18 protein-coding genes are annotated in these 23293 nt (G+C 72.7%); 10 read left to right on the top strand and 8 right to left on the bottom strand.

Annotated features, from left to right (window positions below; translation table 11 throughout):
• The coding region (locus ACFZDL_RS46160) for an alpha/beta fold hydrolase (protein ID WP_391194475.1) at positions 1–1731 on the top strand (1731 nt) is incomplete at its 5' end.
• Between the two features lie 117 nt (positions 1732–1848).
• Here ACFZDL_RS46160 and ACFZDL_RS46155 read toward each other — a convergent pair.
• From ACFZDL_RS46155 to ACFZDL_RS46145, 3 genes are all read right to left on the bottom strand, one after another.
• A complete protein-coding gene (locus ACFZDL_RS46155) occupies positions 1849–2865 on the bottom strand; it encodes a methyltransferase (RefSeq protein WP_353596886.1) in 1017 nt (338 codons plus the stop codon).
• Between the two features lie 196 nt (positions 2866–3061).
• Entirely contained in the window at positions 3062–3631 is a 570-nt protein-coding gene (locus ACFZDL_RS46150) for a hypothetical protein (protein WP_353596885.1), read from the bottom strand.
• 96 nt (positions 3632–3727) lie between these two features.
• Positions 3728–4552, bottom strand: coding sequence for an aspartate/glutamate racemase family protein (locus ACFZDL_RS46145; protein WP_353596884.1), 825 nt, complete (start codon positions 4550–4552; stop codon positions 3728–3730).
• A gap of 25 nt (positions 4553–4577) precedes the next feature.
• Between ACFZDL_RS46145 and ACFZDL_RS46140 the strand changes: the two genes are divergently transcribed.
• On the top strand, positions 4578–5810 hold the full coding sequence (locus tag ACFZDL_RS46140; RefSeq protein ID WP_353596883.1) for a glycosyltransferase: 1233 nt from the start codon (positions 4578–4580) through the stop codon (positions 5808–5810).
• A 9-nt stretch (positions 5811–5819) separates the two neighbouring features.
• Here ACFZDL_RS46140 and ACFZDL_RS46135 read toward each other — a convergent pair whose 3' ends face one another.
• The gene (locus ACFZDL_RS46135) at positions 5820–7151 is read right to left on the bottom strand and encodes a TerD family protein (RefSeq protein WP_353596890.1); all 1332 of its coding nucleotides are present in this window, start codon (positions 7149–7151) and stop codon (positions 5820–5822) included.
• A 232-nt stretch (positions 7152–7383) separates the two neighbouring features.
• On the opposite strand from ACFZDL_RS46135, the gene ACFZDL_RS46130 reads away from it, so the two are divergent.
• The gene (locus ACFZDL_RS46130; RefSeq protein WP_353596882.1) at positions 7384–7890 is read left to right on the top strand and encodes a DUF6643 family protein; all 507 of its coding nucleotides are present in this window, start codon (positions 7384–7386) and stop codon (positions 7888–7890) included.
• Between the two features lie 229 nt (positions 7891–8119).
• Positions 8120–9007, top strand: coding sequence for an MOSC N-terminal beta barrel domain-containing protein (locus ACFZDL_RS46125; RefSeq protein ID WP_353596881.1), 888 nt, complete (start codon positions 8120–8122; stop codon positions 9005–9007).
• A gap of 341 nt (positions 9008–9348) precedes the next feature.
• Here ACFZDL_RS46125 and ACFZDL_RS46120 read toward each other — a convergent pair whose 3' ends face one another.
• The 3 genes from ACFZDL_RS46120 to ACFZDL_RS46110 form a co-directional block, all read right to left on the bottom strand.
• Entirely contained in the window at positions 9349–10050 is a 702-nt protein-coding gene (locus tag ACFZDL_RS46120) for a response regulator transcription factor (protein WP_353596880.1), read from the bottom strand.
• Positions 10051–10177: 127 nt separating this feature from the next.
• Complete coding sequence (locus tag ACFZDL_RS46115) at positions 10178–10783, bottom strand: TlpA disulfide reductase family protein (RefSeq protein ID WP_353596879.1); 606 nt, start codon at positions 10781–10783, stop codon at positions 10178–10180.
• 79 nt (positions 10784–10862) lie between these two features.
• The gene (locus ACFZDL_RS46110) at positions 10863–11312 is read right to left on the bottom strand and encodes a cyclic nucleotide-binding domain-containing protein (RefSeq protein ID WP_353596878.1); all 450 of its coding nucleotides are present in this window, start codon (positions 11310–11312) and stop codon (positions 10863–10865) included.
• Between the two features lie 283 nt (positions 11313–11595).
• On the opposite strand from ACFZDL_RS46110, the gene ACFZDL_RS46105 reads away from it, so the two are divergent.
• From ACFZDL_RS46105 to ACFZDL_RS46080, 6 genes are all read left to right on the top strand, one after another.
• Complete coding sequence (locus ACFZDL_RS46105) at positions 11596–13977, top strand: phosphoketolase family protein (protein WP_353596877.1); 2382 nt, start codon at positions 11596–11598, stop codon at positions 13975–13977.
• Between the two features lie 246 nt (positions 13978–14223).
• Positions 14224–14658, top strand: a complete 435-nt coding sequence (locus ACFZDL_RS46100) for an ATP-binding protein (RefSeq protein ID WP_353596876.1) — start codon at positions 14224–14226, stop codon at positions 14656–14658.
• Positions 14659–14807: 149 nt separating this feature from the next.
• Entirely contained in the window at positions 14808–15704 is an 897-nt protein-coding gene (locus ACFZDL_RS46095; RefSeq protein ID WP_353596875.1) for a universal stress protein, read from the top strand.
• 124 nt (positions 15705–15828) lie between these two features.
• On the top strand, positions 15829–17547 hold the full coding sequence (locus ACFZDL_RS46090) for a GAF domain-containing sensor histidine kinase (protein WP_353596874.1): 1719 nt from the start codon (positions 15829–15831) through the stop codon (positions 17545–17547).
• A 109-nt stretch (positions 17548–17656) separates the two neighbouring features.
• Positions 17657–18259, top strand: a complete 603-nt coding sequence (locus tag ACFZDL_RS46085) for a hypothetical protein (protein ID WP_353596873.1) — start codon at positions 17657–17659, stop codon at positions 18257–18259.
• 173 nt (positions 18260–18432) lie between these two features.
• Positions 18433–20868 carry a right-handed parallel beta-helix repeat-containing protein gene (locus ACFZDL_RS46080; protein ID WP_353596872.1) on the top strand — a complete coding sequence of 812 codons (2436 nt, stop codon included), beginning with the start codon at positions 18433–18435 and terminating at the stop codon, positions 20866–20868.
• Here the strand turns inward: ACFZDL_RS46080 and ACFZDL_RS46075 are convergent.
• Entirely contained in the window at positions 20838–23201 is a 2364-nt protein-coding gene (locus ACFZDL_RS46075; RefSeq protein ID WP_353596871.1) for a hypothetical protein, read from the bottom strand. The two genes, ACFZDL_RS46080 and ACFZDL_RS46075, sit on opposite strands and share 31 nt — an antisense overlap.
• Positions 23202–23293: the final 92 nt, after the last annotated feature.

The following is a 23293-nucleotide window of genomic DNA, read 5'->3' as shown; positions in this document are numbered from 1 at the left end:
CACCCCCACACCCCCGTCATCAACCACTACGGCCCCACCGAAACCACCGTCGGCGCCACCGACCACCCCATCCCCCCACCCAGCAACGACACACCGACCACCGGCACCATCCCCATCGGCCGCCCCATGTGGAACACCCACACCTACATCCTCGACCAAACCCTCAACCCCGTCCCCCCCGGAACCCCCGGCGAGCTCTACATCGCCGGCACCCAACTCGCCCGCGGATACCTCAACCGCCCCGCCCTCACCGCCGAACGCTTCATCCCCAACCCCTACGGCCCACCCGGCACCCGCATGTACCGCACCGGCGACCTCGCCCGCTGGAACACCAACGGCACACTCCACTACCTCGGCCGCACCGACACCCAAATCAAAATCCGCGGCTTCCGCATCGAACCCGGCGAAATCGAAACCACACTCACCACCCACCCCACCATCACCCAAGCCACCGTCCTCGTCCGCGAAGACCAACCCGGCGACAAACGACTCATCGGCTACGTCGTACCCACCAACCCCAAAACACAAATCAACACCACACACATCCTCAACACCCTCCGAAACCAACTCCCCGACCACATGGTCCCCACCACCCTCGTCCAACTCGACCACCTACCACTCACCCCCAACGGCAAACTCGACCACAAAGCCCTCCCCACCCCCCAATACACCACAACCACCACCCACCGCCCACCCCGCACACCACACGAAGAAACCCTGTGCGAGCTGTTCGCCGAAGTCCTGGGCGTCGCCGACATCGGCATCGACGACAACTTCTTCACACGCGGCGGACACTCCCTCCTCGCGACTCGGTTGATCAGCCGCATCCGCACCACCCTGGATGTCGAACTCACCATCCGCGCCCTCTTCGAGGCCCCCACCGTCGCCGGACTCGCCGAGCGCATCAATGACGGGACGAGCCAGGATCCGTTCGATCCGCTCCTCCCGATCCGCTCGGGCGGCGAAGAGCCACCGCTGTTCTGCGTACATCCGGTATCAGGGCTCAGCTGGTGTTACGCCGGTCTGCTGCGGCATATCCCGGAAGGGGTCCCTATTTACGGGCTCCAGTCGCGCGGCCTGATGGGGAAGGAACCGCTGCCGACCTCCCTGGAGGAAATGGCGCGGGATTACGTGGAACTGATGCGCTCCGTTCAGCCCGTCGGTCCTTACCGGCTGCTCGGCTGGTCGTTCGGGGGCCTGGTCGCCCATGCCATAGCGGCACTGCTTCAAGGCCAGGGGGAGGTCGTCAGCTTGCTGACCATGCTCGACGCCTATCCGAACGACGGGGTTCTTCCGTCGGCCCCGGAAAAGGAAGAGGACCTGATATCCGCGTTGGCGGAGGGTGCCGGATATGAAATTCCGGAGGATGCCGATGCGGCGGATCTCTCCGCGCTTCTGCGTGACTACGCAAGGCAGCACATGGGCGAGGCGACCGGAGGCATCGCTCTCACCGAGGATGACATATCCGCGCTGGCCGTCGCGGTCGGTAACAACCGGGCGCTCGGGCGCTCCGCCACGCTGGATAAGTTCTCCGGCGATGTGCTGTTCTTCACCGCGGCCGTCGACAACCATATGCCGGTGGCCGCTCCTCGGGCGTGGGCTCCGTACATCACGGGACACGTGCACGAGCACCCGGTTCCCTGTGAGCACGTCAGCATGATGCAGCCCGGTCCGCTCGCCGAGATCGGCCGTACGCTGGCCGCATGGCTGGAGGGGCGGCCGGAGCGGTAAGCGGTCGGTTCGCAGCCGTCGTGCAGATGGGCCTGGTGGCGTGGTGTATGCGCCGCGCCGCCAGGCCCATCGGAGAGCGCGCCGAAAGGCGCGGTGTCAGTGGTTACCCGAAACCGTCTATCTCGCTTCCAGAACCGAGAAGTAAGAGCCGGGAATCGGGGTCACATTCGAAAGCGTGAATCCGGAATCGCTCAGCAAGGTCTCGAACTCGGCTGCCGTTCGTTCACGACCGCCGGTGAGCACCATCATCCCGATGTCGCTCCATCGACTGGGGTGCCATTCCTGGTCCTCCGGAACCAGCATTTCCACGATCAATAGCCGCCCACCGTCCTGCAGGGCCTTCCTGCTGTTGCGCAGAATGGCCACCACTTGGGTGTCCGTCCAGTCGTGCAGCACGCTGCACAGCATATGGGTGTCGGCCCCGGGGGGCAGCGATTCGAAGAAGTCTCCTTCTTCGAGCCTGCAGCGTTCTCCGAGCGACCGTATGTGCTCGGAATCCTTGATCATGTCGACGACCGACGGGCGGTCGAAGAGAATCCCTTTGACGTGATCGGCTTCGCGCAGGACGCGCTCCAGCATAAAGCCGTCGCCGCCCCCGATGTCCATGACCACGTCCGACTGCCGCCAGTCGGGCGTCGAGGAGAACTGTCCGTACAGCCGCCCGGTCCGCTCCCGCATCCGGCGCAGGAAAGCGCGATCGGCGTCACCGTTGGAGTTCTTGTGTGCGAAGAAATCCCCGCCGTGGACGCTGTCGAAGACCGAGCGCCCGGTGCGGATGGTGTCGATACCGCGGAGCCAGGCCCGTTGGGAGTCGGCGTTCAGTACGGATTCGCGGACGCTGTTCGGGGAGTCCGCGCGGAGGCGGTGTCCGCTCTCGGTCAGCCGGAAGGAGCGGGACGGGTCTTCCAGGAGCAGGCCCACTGAGACCAGGGCACGCAGCAGGCGGTAGAGGGATTCGGTGTCCGACTCCGTGGCGGTTGCTATGTCCTCGACGGTCACGGTGCCCGTCGCTATGACATCGGCGATGCGCATTTCGGCCGTGATGCGCAGCACGTGCGGCAGCACGGCGACACAGCTGTCGTCCGCCAGGGCCAGGTAGTCCGCGAGCAGTGCTTCTGGCGTGAGTGCGCTCATCTGCCGACCTCTCTCATATCGATTTCCTTCGTTCTCCGTTCGTCGAACGGAGGCAGGCTGAACGGAACGGGCTGAACGGAATGGGCTGAACGGGACCTGCCAATTGGAACGGGGCCGAACGGGGGAACGGTCCGGAAGGGCGTACCTTCCGGACCGTTGATCAGGATCATGTATAGACGGTGACCTCGGGCGGAATCTAGGCCTGCGAGGCCCCCGCCGCGACGCCGCGCAGGCGGTCGCGGATCACGCGCACCGCGGCCTCGGCGTTGTCCACCGTGACGGTGAAGATCCGGCCGTCGCCGAGCCGGACCACCAGGCCCTCGCCACGGCGCACGATCACCGCGGTGCCCTTCTCGGGGCGCCAGCGGTAGCCCCAGCCGCCCCACTGGCATGGGGTGACCCGGGGTGCGAAGTCCGCGTGGACCACGTCGTTGAGCGGGATGCGGCGCCGGGGCAGTCCCATGTGGCCGCAGCGCACCTCCAGGGCCTCCTCGTCGACCCGTACGGCCACGTGGACGAAGGCCAGGGTGCCGAAGAGCATCAGCAGTCCGGCCGCGAGGCAGCCGATCACGGACATGAGGAGGGGGGCCAGGCCCGAGGTCCAGGGAGAGGCCACGGCCAGGTCGATGCCGAGCGCCACACAGGCGGCGCCCCCGGCGGCCAGCAGCCACTGGGCACGGTTGTGCGCCCGCCCGGTCCAGATCTCAGGGGGCCGCTCGGCCCCGGCCGGCTCGTCCCGCTCGTCGTCCTCGCCGTGGTGCCTCATAGCTGGCAGGGTACCCACCTTCCGCTGCCCCGGCAGAGGACTGTGGTAGGGACCATGAACGGTTTGTGGGCGAGCCCGGCCCCGAGGCCGGGGGTGTCAGCCCCGGGCCAGGGGTTCAGCCGCCAGCAGACGGCCCTCGGCGTAGGTCAGGGCGGCCTCGGGCATCGCCGACTCGCGGCCGCTGAGGAGGACGGTGAGCCGCCCCGGGGAAAGGTCCGCGAGGGCCGACGTGGCCGGCTGGGGCGCCTCGCCCGAGGGGCCGGGCATGGCGCCGATCCGGCGCAGGGCCTGGGCGGCGACGGCTCCGGCGGATCCGTGCAGGGCGATCGGCGGGGCGCCGGCCGGCTGGACGGCGGCCCGGATGCGGTCGGCGACCAGCTCGTAGTGGGTGCAGCCCAGGACGAGGGCGCGGATGTCGCGCGGAGTGCGGGCCGCGGCGTCGGCCACCGCGGCGTCGATCGCCGCCGAGTCGGCGTGCTGTACGGCCTCAGCGAGTCCGGGACAGGCCACCTCCGTCACCTTGACCCCGTCCGCGAAGTCTCGGATGAGCCGGCGCTGGTAGGGGCTGCCCGTCGTGGCAGGGGTAGCCCAGATCGCGACGGGTCCGCCGCCCGCCGCCGCGGGCTTGATCGCGGGTACGGTCCCGATGACCGGCAGCGCGGGCTCCAGCTCGGCCCGCAGCGCGGGCAGGGCGTGCACGGAGGCGGTGTTGCAGGCGATGATCACCGCGTCGGGGCGGTGCGCCGCGGCGGCGCGGACGCAGGCCAGTGCGCGCTGGGTGACGTCTTCGGGGGTACGCGGGCCCCAGGGCATGCTGTCGGGGTCCGAGGAGAGGACGAGATCGGCGTCCGGCCGGAGCCGGTGCACCGCGGCCGCTGCCGGGAGCAGGCCGATTCCGGAGTCCATGAGCGCGATCTTCACCCGGTTACTTTAATGGATCGCCCCGATGCGTCCGGCGACCGGGCCCCTGTTCGGGCAGACTGCCACGGTGAACGCGCTGACGTGGATCGCCTTGGGGTCACTTGCCGTGTGGGGGTGGCTGCTGCTGGGCCAGGGCTTCTTCTGGCGTACGGACGTCCGGCTGCCCGGCGGCGGTGTGCGGGTGGACCCCGGGGGCGACCCGGAATGCTGGCCTCCGGTCGCCGTCGTCGTCCCCGCCCGGGACGAGGCCGCCGTCCTCCCGGTGAGCCTGCCGTCGCTGCTGGCACAGGACTATCCAGGGCCGGCGGAGATCTTCCTCGTCGACGACGGCAGTACGGACGGCACCGGCAAGCTGGCCCGAGAACTCGCCGATGAGCACGGCGGGCTGCCGCTGACCGTGGATTCACCCGGTGAGCCGCCGCCGGGCTGGACGGGCAAGCTGTGGGCGGTGCGCCACGGCATGACGCTCGCCGAGGGCCGCCCGGACACGGAGTATCTGCTGCTGACCGACGCGGACATCGCGCATGAGCCGGACTCCCTGCGCGAGTTGGTGCGGGCGGCGCGTGGCTCCGGGCTCGACCTGGTGTCGCAGATGGCGCGGCTGCGGGTGGCGACGGCGTGGGAGCGGTTGATCGTCCCGGCGTTCGTGTACTTTTTCGCGCAGCTCTATCCGTTCCGGTGGGTCAACCGGGCGGGGGCGCGGACGGCGGCGGCCGCGGGCGGGTGTGTGCTGCTGCGGCGGGAGGCGGCCGAGCGGGCCGCGGTCCCCGACGTCGTCCGGCAGGCGGTCATCGACGACGTGGCGCTGGCCCGGGCGGTGAAGCGGAGCGGGGGGAGGATCTGGCTGGGGCTCGCGGACCGGGTGGACAGCGTGCGGCCGTATCCGCGGCTGGGCGAGCTGTGGCGGATGGTCTCGCGCAGCGCCTATGCGCAGCTGCGGCACAATCCGCTGCTGCTGGTGGCCACGGTGGCGGGGCTCGCGCTGGTGTACCTGGTGCCCCCGGTGGCGCTGTGTGCGGGGCTGCTCACGGGCCGCCCGGCGCTGGGGGTACCGGGCGCGGCCGCGTGGGCGCTGATGGCCGTGACGTACGTACCGATGCTGCGCTACTACCGGCAGACGCTGTGGCTGGCGCCGCTGCTGCCGCTGACGGCGCTGCTGTACCTGCTGATGACCGTGGATTCGGCGGTGCGGCACTATCAGGGGCGCGGCGCGGCGTGGAAGGGGCGTACCTACGCCCGTCCCGGCGCCGCGCCCTGACGGCCCGTCTCACTTGCGGCCGGGTGTCCAGTTCATGCCCCAGCCGTAGGCGTAGTCGAGGGTGCGCTGGGGGCTGACGCCGCGTTCGGGCACCAGGTAGCGGGCCTCGCGCTGGACCACGAGGTCACCGCCGTTGTTGGTGATCAGCGCGAGGGCGCAGACCGGGGAGGGGACGGTGCACTCGTCGAGCGAGAAGTCGATGGGCGCGCCGTGCTGCGGCTGGAGGGTGACGGTGGCGTTGAGGTTGGCGAAGCTGCGGGCGCCCTCGTAGACCGTGACGAACACGAGGATGCGGCGGAACGCGTTCTTGTGGTCGAGGTTGATGGTGAGGTTCTCGCCGGAGGCCCGGGCGCCGGTGCGGTCGTCGGCGTCGAGCTGGATGAACGGCGGCTGGTGCAGCGAGCCGAAGGAGTTGCCGAGCGCCTGCACGACGCCCTTGCTGCCGTCGGCGAGCTCGAACAGCGCGCCGAGGTCGAGGTCGAGGTCCCCGTGCATGGCGATGGCCTTGCCGAGCTTCTGGGCCCAGCCCTGGAACTGTTTGCGCACCTGCCAGTTGAGGTTCACGCGCAGGGCGCCTGAGGTACCGCCCTGCTTGGTGAGCGAGACGGAGGGGGCCTGCTTGGTCAGGGTGACCTTGGACAGGCTCACCGGGGCGGAAGCGGGAGCCGGGTATCCGGGGGCCGGCGGCGCGGCGGCCGGGTAGGCGGGCGCGGTCGGCGGCGGGGGCGGAAGCGGCGCGGACGGCTGTGCGGGCGCGGTTGGCTGTACGGGCGCGGGGGCGGCGGTCGGGGCGGGGACGGAGGCGGGGCCGGGGGCGTGCTGGGGCTCGTCGACGCTGATCCCGAAGTCCGTGGCGAGGCCGGCGAGTCCGCTGCCGTAACCCTGGCCGACGGCGCGGAACTTCCACGCGCCCTGCCGTCGGTAGAGCTCACCGAGCACGAACGCGGTCTCGACGGTGGCGTCCTCGCTGTCGAACCGGGCGAGTTCCGCGCCGCCCGAGGCGTCCAGTACGCGGATGAACAAGCCCGGGACCCGGCCGAAGCCGCCACCGTCCGCGGACGCGGCGAGCACCACGGTCTCGATGGCGGGCTCCACCCGGCCGAGGTCCACCGCAAGGGTGTCGGTCACGGTGTCACCGGTGGTTCGCTTGCCTTCGTGGCGTACGGCGCCCGAGGAGTGCGTCGGCTGGTTGTAGAAGACGAAGTCCGCGTCGGAACGGACCTTTCCGGATACCAGCAGCAGCGCCGAGGCGTCGACGTCCGGCACCCCCGGGCCGGTGCGCCAGCCCAGTTCGACCCGCACCGCCGACGCCGGAACCGGAACGTTGCTGCCCTTGCGCATCGCCATGCTGTCCCCCTGCCTTTCTGATCTGTTCATTCGGCCACGGACACACGATCATCGGACCGCGGTCGGCAACCCATCGAAAACGAGCTCTTTACAGGATCTCAACGTACCCTGCCGACCGTTTTTGCCAGATTCGCTCGGATTGGGGAACCCCGACCGCTCCCAGCCGGTAAAACAACCCTCTTACCGGACTCCCCAATCGGCACATCGTGGGCTTAACTTATGGGCTATGACCTCCCCCCGCGGTAGCTACGGCAGCGGCTACTACTCCTCGTCGTCCTTCCCGGACACCCCCATCTACGACAGTCTCGTCGCCGAGCGGGGGACACCGCAGATCGCGCCCATCCGAGTGGCCCCGCCGTATGACACCGGCAGCCACCTCCCGGCGTTGCCCTCCGCGCTGCCCGCGCTGCCGGCCGCGCCCTCCCCGCAGTACAACCCCTCGCAGGGGTACCAGGCGGGTGGAGGACAGCCGCAGCCCGGCGGGCTGCAGCAGACGCCCTCGCCGTACATCCCGCCGCAGGCGACGGGCCCGCGCGGCTACCCGGGGGCGCAGCAGCCCCCGCAGCAGCAGCAGCGTCCGGCGGCGCCCACGGGCTACGAGGCGATGCGCCCGGCCATGCCGCGCCCCGCCGCGCCCCGGCCGGCGGCCCCCGCGCCGTCGCCGTACGAGGACCCCTACGGCCGTCAGCAGCAGTACCCCGGCCGGCCGCAGCAGCCGGGGGGCGGCTACTGAGCCACCCGGCGCGGCGGGGCCCGGGTCACGCGTCCTGGGCCGGTCGTGCTCCGGGAACAGGTCCTGTTCCGGAGCGGCCGGCGCCGGGTCCGCCGGGGCCCATGACGGCCGGACCCTCGGCAGCCGGATCCCCTGCGGTCGGATCCCCTGTGGTCGGGGCTCATGGCGGTCGGGCCGGTGGTGTGGCTTGGGCACGACGCTGTCGGACCCGGCTGGCAAGATTGTCGGCATGGTCAATCCAGCGCTGAGCGCCGTCCACGTGTACCCCGTCAAGTCGGTCGCGGGGGCCGCTCCCCTCGAGGCGGTCGTCGAGCCGTGGGGGCTTGCGGGAGACCGGAGGTGGATGGTCGTCGAGCCTGGCGGACGGTATGTGACGCAGCGCCAGCAGGCCCGGATGGCGCTGGCTGCCGCCGAGCCGCTGCCCGGTGGCGGGATCCGGCTCACCGCGGCCGGGCATGAGCCGCTGACCGTCGCCGTGCCCGAGCCGGGGGACGAGGCGGCGGTGTCGACCGTACGGCTGCACGAGGAAGCGGTCGAGGTGGTCTCGGCCGGCGCGGCCGCCGACGAGTGGTTCAGCGGTTTTCTGGGCTCTCCGGTCCGCCTGGTCCATCTGGACGATCCGGCGCACCGCAGACCGCTGAATCGGGAGTACGCGCGCGGGGGCGAGACCGTCAGCCTCGCGGATGAGTTTCCGCTGCTGCTCACCACCACCGCGTCGCTGGACGCGCTCAACTCGCTCATCGCGCAGGGGGATCATCCTGACGAGGGGCCGCTGCCGATGAACCGCTTCCGGCCGAATGTGGTGGTCGAGGGGACCGCGCCCTGGGCCGAGGACGACTGGCGGCGGATACGGATCGGCGAGGTCGTCTTCCGGGTCACCAAGCCCTGTGCCCGGTGCGTGATCACCACCACCGACCAGGGCACCGCCGAGCGCGGCAAGGAGCCGCTGCGTACGCTGGCCCGCCACCGGCGCTCCGGCGATCGGCTCCTCTTCGGCCAGAACCTGGTCCCGGAGTTCCCCGAGCTCTCCGAACTCCCCTCGGCCGCCAAGCCCTTGGAGGAAGGGCGCGGTGCGGCGACACTCCGGTTGGGCGACCGGGTGGAGATCCTCGACTAGCCGCCGGCCCCGTCCGGCCCGGCCATCAGGGCCGTTCGGCCCCTTCTCGATGGGGACGCGACCCCCGATGCTGATCACCAGCGCCTGGGAACCACCCTCGCCACCGGGGCGTGCCGGGCTCCCACTCCACTGCGGTGAGAGCCACGCGGACGGGCGTGCCCCCGTGCGGCGTGGGGCGCGAGGCCGGAAGGGGAGTCCGGCCTCGCGCCCCACGCGGACATCGACCACATGCGACACCGGCCATGGCGAGGTCGGCCCACACGACGTCAACCCGCCCGATGTCAGCACGACCCACGTCGGCACATCCCACGTCTACGCCCCCGACGTCGACGCGCCTGATGTCACTCGCCCGCGCGCCGGTCCCTGATCCGCTCGGCGATGACGGCGGCCTGGATGCGCCGTCCCACGCCCAGCTTGGACAGAATCGCCGAGATGCGGTTCTTGACCGTCTTCTCGGCGAGGAACAGCCGCTCGGCGATCTGGCGGTTGGTCAGCCCCTCGCCGATGAGCTCCAGGATCTCCCGTTCGCGCGGCGACAGCCGCTCCAGCTCGACCGGCCCGCTGGGCTGCGGCCCGCGCAGCCGGGCCATCACCCGCGCCGTCGCGCCCGGGTCGAGCATGGACCGGCCGCCGGCCACGGTGCGTACGGCCGACACCAGGTCGGAGCCGTTGATCTGCTTGAGCACATAGCCCGCCGCCCCCGCCATGATGGCGTCGAAGAGCGCCTCGTCGTCGTCGAACGAGGTGAGCATCAGACAGGCCAGTTCGGGCAGCCGGGCCCGCAGCTCGCGACACACCTCGATCCCCTCGTGGTCGCCGTCGTCGGCCGAGGAGCCGAGCCGTACGTCGAGCACCGCGACCCGGGGCCGGACGGCGGGGGCGCGGGCGATGGCCTCGCGCGCGTTGGCCGCCTCCCCCACCACACACAGGTCGGGCTCCGCGTCGAGCAGATCGCGCAGTCCGCGGCGCACCACCTCGTGGTCGTCGAGCAGAAAGACCCCGATGGGTGTCTCGGGCCCCGCGGGGTCGGCTGCCTGTGCCACTGCCTCATCCCTCCATGGCGCGCGGGGCGCGCCGGTCGTGATCCGCCGCCAGCTTTCCGCCCCGTCGCCGCGCGGGGTAAGGGGCCGTTCGGCCCTCGGCCGCCCGGACACCTGGCCGTGGCCCGCCTCAGGCCTGCTTCTTCTCCGCGATGAGCGGCCGCAGCACCCCGCGCAGATCACGCTCGCTGAGCGGCGCCAGGGCCCGGGCTGCGAGCCGTCCGCTGCGGTCGAGGAAGATGGTCGAGGGGATGGTCTGCGGATTGACACTGCCCCTGGGGAGCTTGAGCACGAGCCTGCCCATCTGGTCGTAGAGGCTGGGGTACGAGACGCCGTACTCCTCCTCGAACCTGATGGCCGCCTCCCGGCTCGGGTCCCGGGTGTTGATGCCGACGAACCGTACGCCCTCGGCCTCGGTCTCCTTGGCCACCTTCACCAGATTGGGCGCCTCGGCCCGGCACGGCGGGCAGTTCGAGCCCCAGAGGTTGACCACGACGATGTGGCCTTTGTAGTCCGCGAGGTCCAGCGGCTTGCCCTCGAGCGTCTTCCCGGAGATGCCTCGCAGCTGCTTGCGCTCGCCCGGGGAGTAGCTGCTGATCACCTCGTTGCCGCCGCCCGACTTCGAGGAGCCGTCCCCTGAGTCTCCGGAGGAGCTGGTCCCGGTCCCGCAGGCCGACAGGAGGAGGGCGGCAGCCAGCGCAGCGGCCGAACCGGAGGTGAGATGACGGGTGTTCATGTGATCAGCTTCGCAGGTCGCGGGCGCGCCTCGGCGCCCGGGTCCTCCCCCGGTCCGTTCACGGCGGTCCTTGGCGCGTTCACGGCGATATGCCGCCGGCATACGGCCCGTACAGGTCCAGCAGGCGGGTGCGGGCGGACTGCAGCCGGCGTCCGATCACCTGGGCGCAGGCGAGGGCGAGCTCGTAGCCGAGTTCGGTGTCCTCGTCGCACAGCCGGCGTACGGCCTCCGCGTCGAATTCGTGTGCGCGCACCGGGCTGAGCGCCTCCGCGCCCAGGTGCCAGGTGTCCGGCGGGAAGAGCCAGGACCAGCCGATCAGCTCACCGGGGCCCAGCGTTTCGATCACCGCGGGGCGCCGGCCGGGGACGTGCAGATCGAGGGTGACCGAGCCGGTTCGGATGATCCAGAAGCGGTCGGCCGTGCGCCCCTCCTCGAAGATGCGGGTGCCCGCGGGGAAGGACACTTCGCGGGCGAGCGCCATCATCCGATCGCGGTGCTCGGTCTTGAGTGAGCTGAGAAGTCCCTTCATGACCTCACTGTGCCGTCTCCTGCTCCCGCGCGCCCTTCGGCGCGGGCCGCGAGGGCCGGCCGAAGGGCGGTTGTGCCCGGTTTGTGGCATCGTCGTACAAGGTCCCGGGACCGGCACGGGCCGAACAGCCCGGACCGGGTACCAGGCGGCCCCCCGCGGTGTCCGGGCGGTGGCCCGAGAGTGGATCCGGAGCGGTTTTCGGTCGAAGTGCGGGGCGACGGTGTGCCCCCGGCGCCGGGCGGGGACCCGCCGCGATGAGCCGCCCGCCCTCACGGAGGCATGCATGGGACCGCAAGCCACGCTCACCGACCGGGAGCTGCACAGCCTGGACGCCCACTGGCGCGCGCTGAACTATCTGGCGGCGGGCCAGATCTATCTGACCGGCAATCCGCTGCTGGCCGAGCCGCTGCGCCCCGAGCACATCAAACCGCGGCTGCTGGGCCACTGGGGCACCTGTCCCGGGCTGAACCTCGTCTACACGCACATGAACCGGGTGATCTCGGCACGTGACCTGGACGCGGTGTGTGTCTGGGGCCCGGGCCACGGCGGGCCGGCCGTGTCCGCCGGGGCCTGGCTGGACGGCACGTACGGGGAGCTGTGTCCCGACGTGGGGCGGGACGCCGCCGGGATGGCCCGGCTCTTCCGCCAGTTCTCCACGCCCGGCGGGGTGCCCAGCCATGCCGCGCCGCAGGTGCCCGGCTCGTTCCACGAGGGCGGGGAGCTCGGCTACTCCCTCGCGCACGCCTATGGCGCGGCGCTGGACAACCCCGGTCTGGTGGTCGCCTGTGTGGTCGGTGACGGGGAGGCGGAGACCGGGCCGCTGGCCGCCTCCTGGCATTCGAACAAGTTCCTGGATCCGGTGTACGACGGCGCCGTGCTGCCGGTGCTGCACCTCAACGGCTACAAGATCGCCAATCCGGCCGTACTGGCCCGGCTGCCCGAGGGGGAGCTGGACGAGCTGCTGCGCGGCTACGGCCACGAGCCGCTGTACGTCACCGCCGCCGCGGGCGAGGACCCGGCGCATGCGCACCACGGCATGGCGGCGGCGCTCGATCTCGCGCTGGACCGGATCGCCGCCTTCCAGCAGGCCGCGCGCGAGGGCGGCGGGGCGCGCAGGCGGCCGCACTGGCCGCTGATCGTGCTGCGTACGCCCAAGGGCTGGACCGGCCCGGCGGAGGTGGCCGGGGTCCCTGTGGAGGGCACCTGGCGCGCCCACCAGGTGCCGCTCGCCGGGGTCCGGGAGGATCCGGGGCGGTTGCGGCAGCTGGAGCGCTGGCTGCGCTCGTACCGGCCGGACGAGCTCTTCGGCGCCGACGGCCGCCCGCGCCCCGAGGTTCTGGCCTGTGTGCCGGCGGGCGATCGCAGGCTCGGCGCCAATCCGCACGCCAACGGCGGCCGGCTGCTGCGCGAGCTGCCGCTGCGCGACCTGGCCGGGCACGCCGTCGCCGTGGACAAGCCGGGCACCGGGCTGCACGAGCCGACGCGGGTGCTCGGAGGGATGCTGCGCCAGGTGATGGCCGACACGGCCGAGCGCCGAGACTTCCGTCTGGTCGGGCCGGACGAGACGGCGTCCAACCGGCTGCAGGACGTGTTCGCGGTGACGGACAAGGCCTGGCAGGCCGAGACGGTGGAGACCGACGAGCACCTGGGGCCGCACGGCCGGGTCATGGAGGTGCTGTCCGAACATCTGTGCCAGGGCTGGCTCGAGGGCTATCTGCTGACCGGGCGGCACGGTCTGTTCTCCTCGTACGAGGCGTTCACCGACATCGTCGCGAGCATGGCCGCCCAGCACGTCAAGTGGGTCCAGACCGCCCGTACGATCCCCTGGCGGGCCCCGATCGCCGCCCTGAACTACCTGCTGACCTCACATGTATGGCGGCAGGACCACAACGGCTTCTCCCACCAGAACCCCGGGTTCATCGACCACATCCTCAACAAGGACCCGTACACGGTGCGCGTCTACCTCCCGCCGGACACCAACACCCTGCTGTGCGTCGCCGATCATGTGCTGCGCACCCGGGACGTGGTCAATGTGGTGGTGGCGGGCAAGCAGCCCTGCTTCGACTGGCTCGGCCTGGCGCAGGCCCGTGACCATTGCGCGCGCGGCCTCGGCATCTGGGAGTGGGCGGGCACGGAGCGGCCGGGCGGCGAGCCGGAGGTGGTCCTCGCCTGCGCGGGGGACGTGCCGACCCAGGAGGTGCTGGCGGCGGCGTCGATCCTGCGCACGCGGCTGCCGGAGCTGGCCGTCCGGGTCGTGAACGTCGTCGACATGGCCAAGCTGCTGCCGCGTCAGGAGCATCCGCACGGGCTGACGGACCGCGAGTTCGACGCGGTGTTCACCCGCGAGCGGCCGGTGATCTTCGCCTATCACGGCTATCCCTGGCTGATCCACCGGCTCACCTACCGGCGGTCCGTCCATCCGTGGATGCATGTGCGCGGCTACAAGGAGATGGGCTCCACCACCACGCCCTTCGACATGGTCGTGCGCAATGACCTCGACCGCTACCGGCTGGTCATGGATGTGCTGGACCGGGTGCCGGGGCTCGCGGTCCGCGCCGCCGGGCTGCGCCAGGCCATGGAGGACATGCGCCACCGGCACCACGACTGGATCCGTCGGCACGGCGTGGATCTGCCGGAGGTGGCCCAGTGGAGCTGGCCGGGCTGAGCGGGCTGCCGCGAGGGTTGCCGAGAGAGCTGTTGCGAGGGCTGCCGCGAGGGCCGACGAGAAGCGGTAGGCGATAGGAAGCGATACGCGGCCGGGTAGGTTACGGGCACCACGCGTCCACTTCCGGTCACAAATGGCGCCCGAGTCGTCATCGCCGGTCCCGGCGTGCGCGAGCGGCTCATGGCCCGTACCCTCGGCTCCTTCATCGACCCTGCTGTCGCTCGCACTCGTCAACGGGAGGCACCGGTGCCGGCGCAACCCCGCCTGTGGTCCGCCGATCAAGCCGATCAAGCCGCCGAACGTCTGTTGCAGCGCCGCTTCACCGCACGTGAGCTGCCGCTGCTGCGCGTGCAGGTCGAGGAGTGCGCGGCCTGGGCCGGGCTGGCCGAGACGCGCCGGGGCGACTTCGTCCTGGCCGTGGACGCGGTCGCCACCAACGCGGTGGAGCACGCGGGCGGGGCCGGGGCCCTGCTGCTGCGGCGGGTCGGCGACGAGCTGGAGTGCCGGATCAGCGACTCGGGCCCCGGCTTCTCCGAGGACGTCATCCCCCGGATCCTGCCGGGCCTGGACGGAGCGACCAGCGGACGCGGTCTGTGGCTGACCCGCCTGGTCACCGACCGGCTCGCGGTGAGCGCGGGCGCGGTGGGGACGGTCGTGACGCTCGCCATGCGGCTGCGCTGAACGGCCCCGCCGCCCGCCCCTGCCGCCCCGGCCCACCGGTCTGCCCGGGCTCACCCGTGTGGCACGCGCGTTGACCGGTCCCCACTCCCCCTGTCGGCTCCTGGCAGGACAATGGGTAGGAACACATCCATGTGCGGACATGAGAGGCGGTGGGCGCGGTGGACCTTCCCGTCGTGGTGGGGGTGGACGGTTCGGACGCCGCCTTCGACGCACTGGACTGGGCGGCCGACATGGCCGCCCGGCGCGGGCTGCCGCTGCGCATCGTGCACGCGTCCCTGTGGGAGCGCTACGAGGGCTACATCCCCGCGACCTCGCCGGACCGCCCGGCCGAGCGGGTCCACAGCGAGGCCGTGCTGGCCATGGCCGCCGAGCGGGCGGGACGGCGCGCCTCGGCGCTCAAGGTGATGACCGACGTGGCGCCCGACGACGCGGTGACGGCCCTGCTGCGCGCGGGGAAGAGCGCGGACGCGGTGGTCGTGGGTTCGCGGGGGCGCGGGGAGTTCGCGTCCCTGCTGCTGGGCTCGGTGGGTCTTGGGATCGCGGCGCGCGCGCACTGTCCGGTGGTGGTGGTCCGCGGCCGCCCGGAGAATGTGCAGGGTCGGCTGAACCGGGTGACGGTGGGCATCGCCGAGCGCGAGCGCCCCGGCGGGCCCGAATACGCGGCGGGCACGGCCGCGAACGCCTTCGCGCTCCGCGAGGCGCGGCTGCGCGGCTGCGAGCTGGAGGCGGTGCACGCCTGGCGCTACGCGGCCGCCGAGGCGGCCGAGGAGCACGGCACCCCCGAGGAGCGGGCGCGGCGCGCCGGCGAACTGCTCGACGAGGCGCTCGGCGGCGCCTCGGCGGCGGCGCTGTCACCCGTGCCGGTGGCGCACCGCGTGGTCGAGGCGTCGCCGCGCAAGGCGCTGCTTGACGCCTCGGCGCACTCCGATCTGCTGGTGGTGGGGGCGCGGCGGCGGCAGGGCCACTTCGGCATGCAGCTGGGCCTGGTCAACCACGCGGTGCTGCACCATGCGCAGTGCCCGGTGGCGGTGATCCCGCAGAGCTGACCGCCGCGATGTGGGCGCTCGGCCGACTTGGGCGCTTCCGCTCCCGAGGGGTGCCGTCGCGGCTAGGCTGCGGTCAAGCGGCGACGGGCGCGGCGGATGCGCTGACGGGCACGACGGAGGCCAGGTGTCGGGCACTGCGGATCAGGGGCGCCATCCGGCGCTGCCCCAACTGCGTCTGGACCAGCTCCTGGACGAGTTACAGGCGCGGCTGGACGCGGCGCGCGCCACACAGGGCCGTACGCACAACCTGCTCGAGGCGGTGCTCAGCGTCGGCCGCGAGCTGGATCTGGAGCAGGTGCTGCGGCGGATCGTGGAGGCCGCGGTGGTGCTGGCCGACGCGGAGTACGGCGCGCTGGGCGTGGTCGACCAGCACCGTCTGTCGCAGTTCCTGCCGGTGGGCATATCCGAGGGGCTGGCGCGGCGCATAGGGCCGTTGCCCGGCGGCCACGGCCTGCTCGGCGAGCTGATCCGCCGTCCGCAGCCGCTGCGGCTGACCGATCTGGCCGAGCACCCCTCCAGCCAGGGCTTTCCGGAGCACCATCCGCCCATGCGGTCGTTCCTGGGGGTGCCGATCCGGGTCCGCGACGAGGTCTTCGGGATTCTGTATCTGACCGAGAAGCGCGGCAGCGCGGACTTCGACCCGGAGGACGAGGCGGTGCTGACCACCTTGTCGGTCGCCGCGGGCGTGGCCATCGACAACGCCCGGCTGTATCACGAGAGCAGGCGCCGCGAGCAGTGGCTGGAGGCGTCGGGGGTGATCACCCGGACGCTGCTGGCCGGCACCCCCTCGGGGGAGGCGCTGAGCCTGATCGCCCGCCTCGCCCTGCAGGTGTCCCTGGCCGATTCGGCGGCGGTGCTGCTGCCGGCGGAGGGGACGGGCAGCCTGCTGGTGCAGGTGGCCGAGGGCCATGACGCGGAACGGCTCGGCGGGCAGGTGGTGCCGTCGGACGGGTCGCTGGCCGGCCTGGCCGCGCGCACCGGCCGGCCCGCGGTCAGCGGGGACGTACGGCACGATCCGCGGGCCTGGCCGATCCCGGCCCGGGAGGGGGAGTTCGGCCCGCTGGTGGCCGTCCCGCTGGTCGCGGGCGAGCGGAGTTCGGGGGCGCTGCGGCTGTGCCGGCTCGCCGGGCGCCCGCCGTTCGACGACCACGAGGTGGCGCTGCTCTCCGGGTTCGCCGCGCAGGCGGCGCTGGCCCTGGAACTGGCCCGGCACCGTGCGGAGTCCGAGCGGCTGGCGCTGCGCCACGACCGCGACCGGATCGCGCGCGATCTGCACGACCTGGCGATCCAGCGGCTGTTCGCGACGGGCCTGACGCTGCAGAGCGCGGGTCGGCTGATCGAGCACCCCGAGGCGGCGGAGCGGGTGGGGCGGGCGGTGGACGACCTGGACGAGACCATCAAGATCATCCGGTCCACGATCTTCGCGCTGCGGGTGGTCGGGGACGGCGACGCCGAGGCCACCGGTCTGCGGTGGCGTCTGGTCAAGGCCGTGCGGTCGGCGTCCGATGTGCTCGGCTTCACCCCGTCGCTGGTGGTGGAGGGCCCGGTCGATACGGATGTGCCGGACGAGGTGGCCGATCAGGTGCTCGCGGTGCTCGCCGAGGCGCTGAGCAACACCGCCCGGCACGCGCGGGCGCGGCGGGTGGACGTACGGCTGAGCGTCGGGGCGGCGACCACCTTGACCGTGGCGGACGACGGGGTGGGCATGGGCCGCAGCGAACCCAGCGGCGGCCTGGTCAACATGCGCTCCAGGGCACAACTCCACGGCGGCACGCTGCATATCGAGGCTCCCGAGGCGGGGGGTACGCGGCTGGTGTGGCGGGTACCCCTGGCATCCGGCTGACCTTACGCGACGGAAGGCCCGACCTCGTGATATTGCTCTCTCTTCGACGAATCCACGTATTTCCGGCCCGGCATGCGGTATCCACGAATGGGGAAGGGGGTGCGTGAGCATGCGGACGATCCGCGGACTGTGGCGCTGGCGGCGCAATCCGCTGCGCCGTAGGACGGACCTCGCCGAGGCATGGGCGGCGCTGCTGGCCGTGCTGCTCATCGTCCTCGTGGCCCCCGCGGTCGGCTGGGTGGCGGGCTCGCTCACGCATGGGGTGCTCCAGGAGACCGTGCGCGAGCAGCGGGCGCAGCGCCAGTTGGTGACGGCGACCGTGGTGAAGGTCCTGCCGCACCCCCGTATCGACTCCGACCCGGAGACCGCCTCGGCGCGTGACGCGCACCGCCGGGTATTCGCCAAGTGGACCGGGCCGGACGGCAGCAAGCACTCCGGGGCGCTGGGTACCCACCCGGGCGCGGACGCCGGCGAGCGGTTCCGGATCTGGACCGACGACCGGGGCAGGCCGACGGGCCGCCCGCTGGACGAGGCGACCGCCGCCACCCATGCCGTGCTGGCCGGGCTGGGGGCGGGAGCGGCCGCGGCGGGGCTGTTCGAGGGCACCCGGCGGCTGGTCGTATGGCGGCTGATGCGCCGGCGCTACGCCCAGTGGGACATCGCATGGGAGCGGGCCGGCCAGGACTGGGGCCGGACGGGGGCCGGAAACTGACGGCCGTGTGCCACCGCGCCGACCCGCGCTGAGGCGCTGGCCGGAGCCGGGCGTTCCGGCCACCGGCCGCGTCAACACACCGCCCTCCGCGCACGCTACGGTGGGGCCTTCACAGCACAGTGGCACAGTCGCACGCAGCCGGCATACGCACGAGGTGGGGGCACAACAGCACCATGGCACAGGGCTCGGTCGTCCAGGTGACGCACAGCGGAACGTCGCGGTGGCGGCGCCGCACAGGAGAGTACGCCTCCCTCTCGGCGGCCCTGGAGGCCGCGGGGGACGGTGATGTGCTCTCCATCTCCCCCGGCACCTACCGCGAGAATCTGGTGGTGGGCCGGGCCGTCACCCTGCGCGGCCCCGAGGGTTCGGGGCGCGGCTCGGTGCGGATCGCCCCGGCCGACGGCGTCGCCCTGACCATACGCGCGTCCGCGGTGATCCAGGATCTGCACATCGAGGGCCAGGATTCGGCCTCGCCCGCGCTGCTCGTCGAGGACGGCACCCCGGAGGTCTCGGATGTGCGGGTGGCGACGCGCTCGGCGGTGGGGATCGAGGTGCGCGGCAGCGCCCGGCCCACCGTGCGGCGCTGCACCGTGGACAACCCGGCGGGCGTGGGGGTCAGCGTGCTCGACGGGGCCGGTGGGGTGTTCGAGGACTGCGAGGTGGTGGCGGCGGGCCAGTCGGGCGTGGATGTGCGCGGCGGCGGGCATCCGCGGCTCGAACGCTGCCGGGTGCACCACGCCTCGGGCGCGGGACTGTCGCTGACCGGCGAAGGCAGTGCGCTGGAGGCGGTCGGCTGTGAGGTGTACGAGGTCAGGGGCGCCGGTGTGCAGGTCTCGGGGCGCGCCACGGGGTCGTTGACCGACTGCCGGGTGCACCGCACGAGCGCCGACGGCATCAACCTCGACACGGACGCGGTGCTGACCCTCGCGGACTGCGACATCCACGACGTCCCGGAGAACGCGATCGATCTGCGGTCCCGGTCGGTGCTGACCCTGACCCGCTCGAAGGTGCGCCGGTTCGGGCGCAACGGCCTGTCGGTGTGGGACCCGGGCACGCGCGTGGACGCCAACCAGTGCGAGCTGCACGAGAGTACGGGCGACTATCCCGCGGTGTGGGTGAGCGACGGGGCGACGGCGGTCCTGGACTCGTGCCGGGTGCACGACGTACCCGACGCGCTGTTCGTGCTCGACCGGGGCTCGCGCGTGGACGTCGTCGACAGCGATCTGTCGCAGGTGCGCAACACGGCGGTGTCGGTGAGCGACGGGGCGACCGCGCAGCTGGACGACTGCCGGATCCGCGAGGCGGCGACGGGCGCCTGGTTCCGCGACCACGGCAGCGGCGGCACGCTGGCGGGCTGCACCATCGACGGCGCCTCGACGGGCGTGATCGTCACCAAGGGCGCCGACCCCAGGGTCGAGCGCACCACGGTCACCTCGCCCGCCGAGGCCGGCTTCTATGTGTCGGCCGAGGGCCGCGGCACGTTCCACAACTGCCGGGTGACCGGCAGCAGCGGCTACGGCTTCCACATCATCGACGGCTGCCGGTCCACCCTGACCCGGTGCCGCACCGAGCGGTGCTCGCGCGGCGGCTACGAGTTCTCCGAGGCCGGGCCGATCGTGGAGGACTGCACGAGCGACGAGAGCGCGGCCACGCCCGCCGCGCGGTCGGCCGCCCCGGCGGCCGGGAAGCCCGCGGTGGAGACCGCCACGTCGACGGGCGGGCTGCTGGGGAGCATTCCGGCGCAGCGCACCGCTGAGAGCAGCGCCCCCGCCGCGCCCGCCGCCCCCGCGGTGGAGGTGCGCCCGTCCAAGGCCGTGCTGGGTGAACTGGACGCGCTGGTGGGCCTGGAGAGCGTCAAGCGCGAGGTGCGCGCCCTCACCGACATGATCGAGGTGGGCCGCCGTCGCCAGCAGGCGGGGCTCAAGGCCGCGTCGGTGCGCCGCCATCTGGTCTTCACCGGCTCCCCCGGCACCGGCAAGACGACGGTGGCCCGGCTGTACGGGGAGATCCTGGCCTCGCTCGGGGTGCTGGAGCGCGGCCATCTGGTGGAGGTCTCCCGGGTGGACCTGGTCGGCGAGCACATCGGCTCGACGGCGATCCGTACCCAGGAGGCGTTCGACCGGGCGCGCGGCGGCGTGCTGTTCATCGACGAGGCGTACGCGCTGTCGCCGGAGGACTCCGGCCGGGACTTCGGCCGCGAGGCGATCGACACGCTGGTGAAGCTGATGGAGGACCACCGGGAAGCGGTGGTGGTCATCGTGGCCGGCTACACCGAGGAGATGCAGCGCTTCCTGTCCGTCAACCCGGGCGTGGCGTCCCGCTTCTCGCGCACCATCACCTTCGGGGACTACGCCCCGGAGGAGCTGCTGCGGATCGTGGAGCAGCAGGCGGAGGAGCACGAGTACCGGATCGGCGAGGGCGCGGCCGAGGCGCTGCTGAAGTACTTCACGGCGATCCCCAAGGGCCCGGCGTTCGGCAACGGCCGTACCGCCCGCCAGACCTTCGAGGCCATGGTGGAGCGGCACGCGGGCCGGGTGGCGCAGCTGACCGACCCGAGCACGGACGACCTCACGCTGCTCTATCCGGAGGACCTGCCGGAGCTCTTGTGAGACGGCGGGCCGGAGCTCTTGTGAGACGCCGGGTGCTGTTCCGGGAGGCGGGCCAGCAGCCCGGCCCGCTCCCGGTCGAAGGCGGGGTCGGCCTGGTAGTCCGCGTGGCCGAGGATCGGGGCGGGCAGCGGGTGGTCGGGGGTGCGGCCGTAGGCGAGCGGGTCCTTGAGCCCGTCGTGGTCCACCTCGGGCCCGGTGCCGTCCGGCAGCCGGATGGGGCCGCCTATGGGGTCGGTGTACCGCCACAGGTTGCGCCAGCAGCGCACCTCGTCGTGCAGGGCGCACAGCTCGGCCGTGCCGAAGTAGGCGGGGAACCAGCGCCCGTACAGCCGCTCCAGGGGTGAGCCGTAGGTCAGCAGCGCGACCCGGCCGCGGGTGCGCCGGTCGACCTGCCAGACCGCGGCGGCGGCCAGCACGCTGCCCTGGGAGTGGCCGGAGATCACCAGCCGGCCGCCGTGGCGCCGGGTCCAGGTCTCCATCCGCCAGGTGAGGTCGGGGACGGCCCGCTCGGCGTAGCAGGGGGGCGCGAAGGGGTGGGCGGCGCGCGGCCAGAAGGTGCCCACGTCCCACAGGATGCCGATGGTGCGGCGGGCGGAGGGGCTGCGGTAGGCGCGGCGGGCCCAGGTGACGAGCAGCAGGAACGCCAGGCCCATCAGCCAGGAGCCGAGCGCCTGCGCGGTCTGGGCGGCGGCCTCGACGACGGGCGGCGCGCCGTCGGCGGCCCGTCCCGGCACCTGGTGGGTGGCCCAGGCCCCGACGACCGCGCCCGCGCCGAGGAGCAGGGTGGACAGGGCGACGGGGCCGACGATGCCCGGGGCGGAGTCGGTGAGCCCGGCGCGGGCGATCACGCCCGCGATCTTGCGGGTGCGTACGGCGTCGGGCCGCTCCCCCGGGTAGCCGTCGGGCACGGTGCGGATCAGCCGGCGCCGCACCCGCCACACCCGAACGGCGAAGAACAGGGCCACCAGCACCACCACGAGCAGCACGGCGGGGATGACGGCGGCCTGCCAGGACAGCAGGACCGGGGGGCCGTCCATCGGGGCTCCGCTGTCCATGCCGGGGGTGGCATCGCCGTCCAGCCAGTCGGCGACGCGCTGGGCGACGCCGCCGCAGAGCACCGCGCCGAGACCGCAGGCCAGCATCGCCACGGCCGGACCGGCCAGGCCGCGCAGCGGGGCGCGCCCGGCGGGCGCCGCCCGGCGCAGCGCCAGGGCGCAGCCGGCCAGGGCGACGACCAGGGCGCCCTGGATGATCGCGAGGACCCCGAAGGTCGCGTCGCCGGGTAGCCGCCCGTGGGAGGTCCAGCCGGGCCGGGACCAGCCGGCGTACAGCATGGCCAGGGCGAGCAGACCGAGGGAGGCGCCGGGCAGGGCGGTGGTGGTGATCCGGTCCAGCTCGTCGTCGACCTTGCTCTCGCTGCGGCCCCGGCGGCAGATCACGTACACCACGAGCAGGCCGCCCGCGCCGAGGAGCGCGAGCAGCAGCCATCCGATGGTGTCGAGGACGGCGCTGCCGCCCGGCTCGCGGTCGTGGGCGGCGGTGGCGGCGGTGAGACCCGCCGCGACGGTCAGGAAGCACGCGGCGGTGTGCGCGGCGCGCAGCCGGGCGACGATCCTGCGCCCGTACCAGAAGCCGGGCAGGCACAGCGCGGCGCGGTTGCCCGAGGCGGGGTCGGACTCGTCCACCGGGCGGCGCAGCGGGGGCTGCGACTCGTACGCGCTCCAGGTGCGGTTGGACAAGTACCACAGCAGCCCGCCGAGCGCGGTGGGCACGAGCGAGGCCAGGGCGAGGCGGCGGCCGGGCTGGCTCCACCAGCCGTGGCCCGGCGGCGACATGAAGCCGAGCCAGGACCGGTGACCGCCGCAGGCCTGGGAGCCGGCGCACTGCCAGGCCACCAGGTCGAGCGCGACCTCGCAGGCCCCGGCGATCAGCAGGACGGTCAGGCTCAGCGCGACCAGCCGCACCAGGAGGCCGTAGGTGCGCACGGTGCGCTCGCGCCGGTCGGCCGCGGGCCGCATCCAGTGGGCGAGGCCTACGACCATGAAGGGCAGCAGGAGCAGCCACAGCGCGCGGGCGCCGTTGCCGGAGGTGAGGTTGGACCAGCAGTAGGCCTCGCGGACCGGCGACTCGCGGTAGTCCTGCGGGCGGTCCTCGGCGTCGGCGTCCTCGATACGCCGGTGGATCCCCGCGGTCCCGTCGCCGGTGACCAGCACGGTCCGCGGGTCGGTGAGCATTTCCTGCGGGGTGGTCCCGCCGACGCCGTGGACCAGTAACTCCAGGTCGGGCGGGGGCGGTCCGTCCGCCTCCGCCGCCGTGCCCGTACTCGTGCGCATCGCCGCTGCCACCGTGCCCCCCGATCCCGGTGTGGTCGTTCCGTCCAGGATCGTGCCCCCGCCGCGGGCGTCCGACGCGGCGGCGCCGGGCG

Origin of the sequence: Streptomyces sp. NPDC007917 (genome assembly GCF_042959105.1) — a bacterium.
Taxonomy (GTDB): Bacteria; Actinomycetota; Actinomycetes; order Streptomycetales; family Streptomycetaceae; genus Streptomyces.
This window is presented reverse-complemented; position numbering and strand designations above follow the sequence as displayed.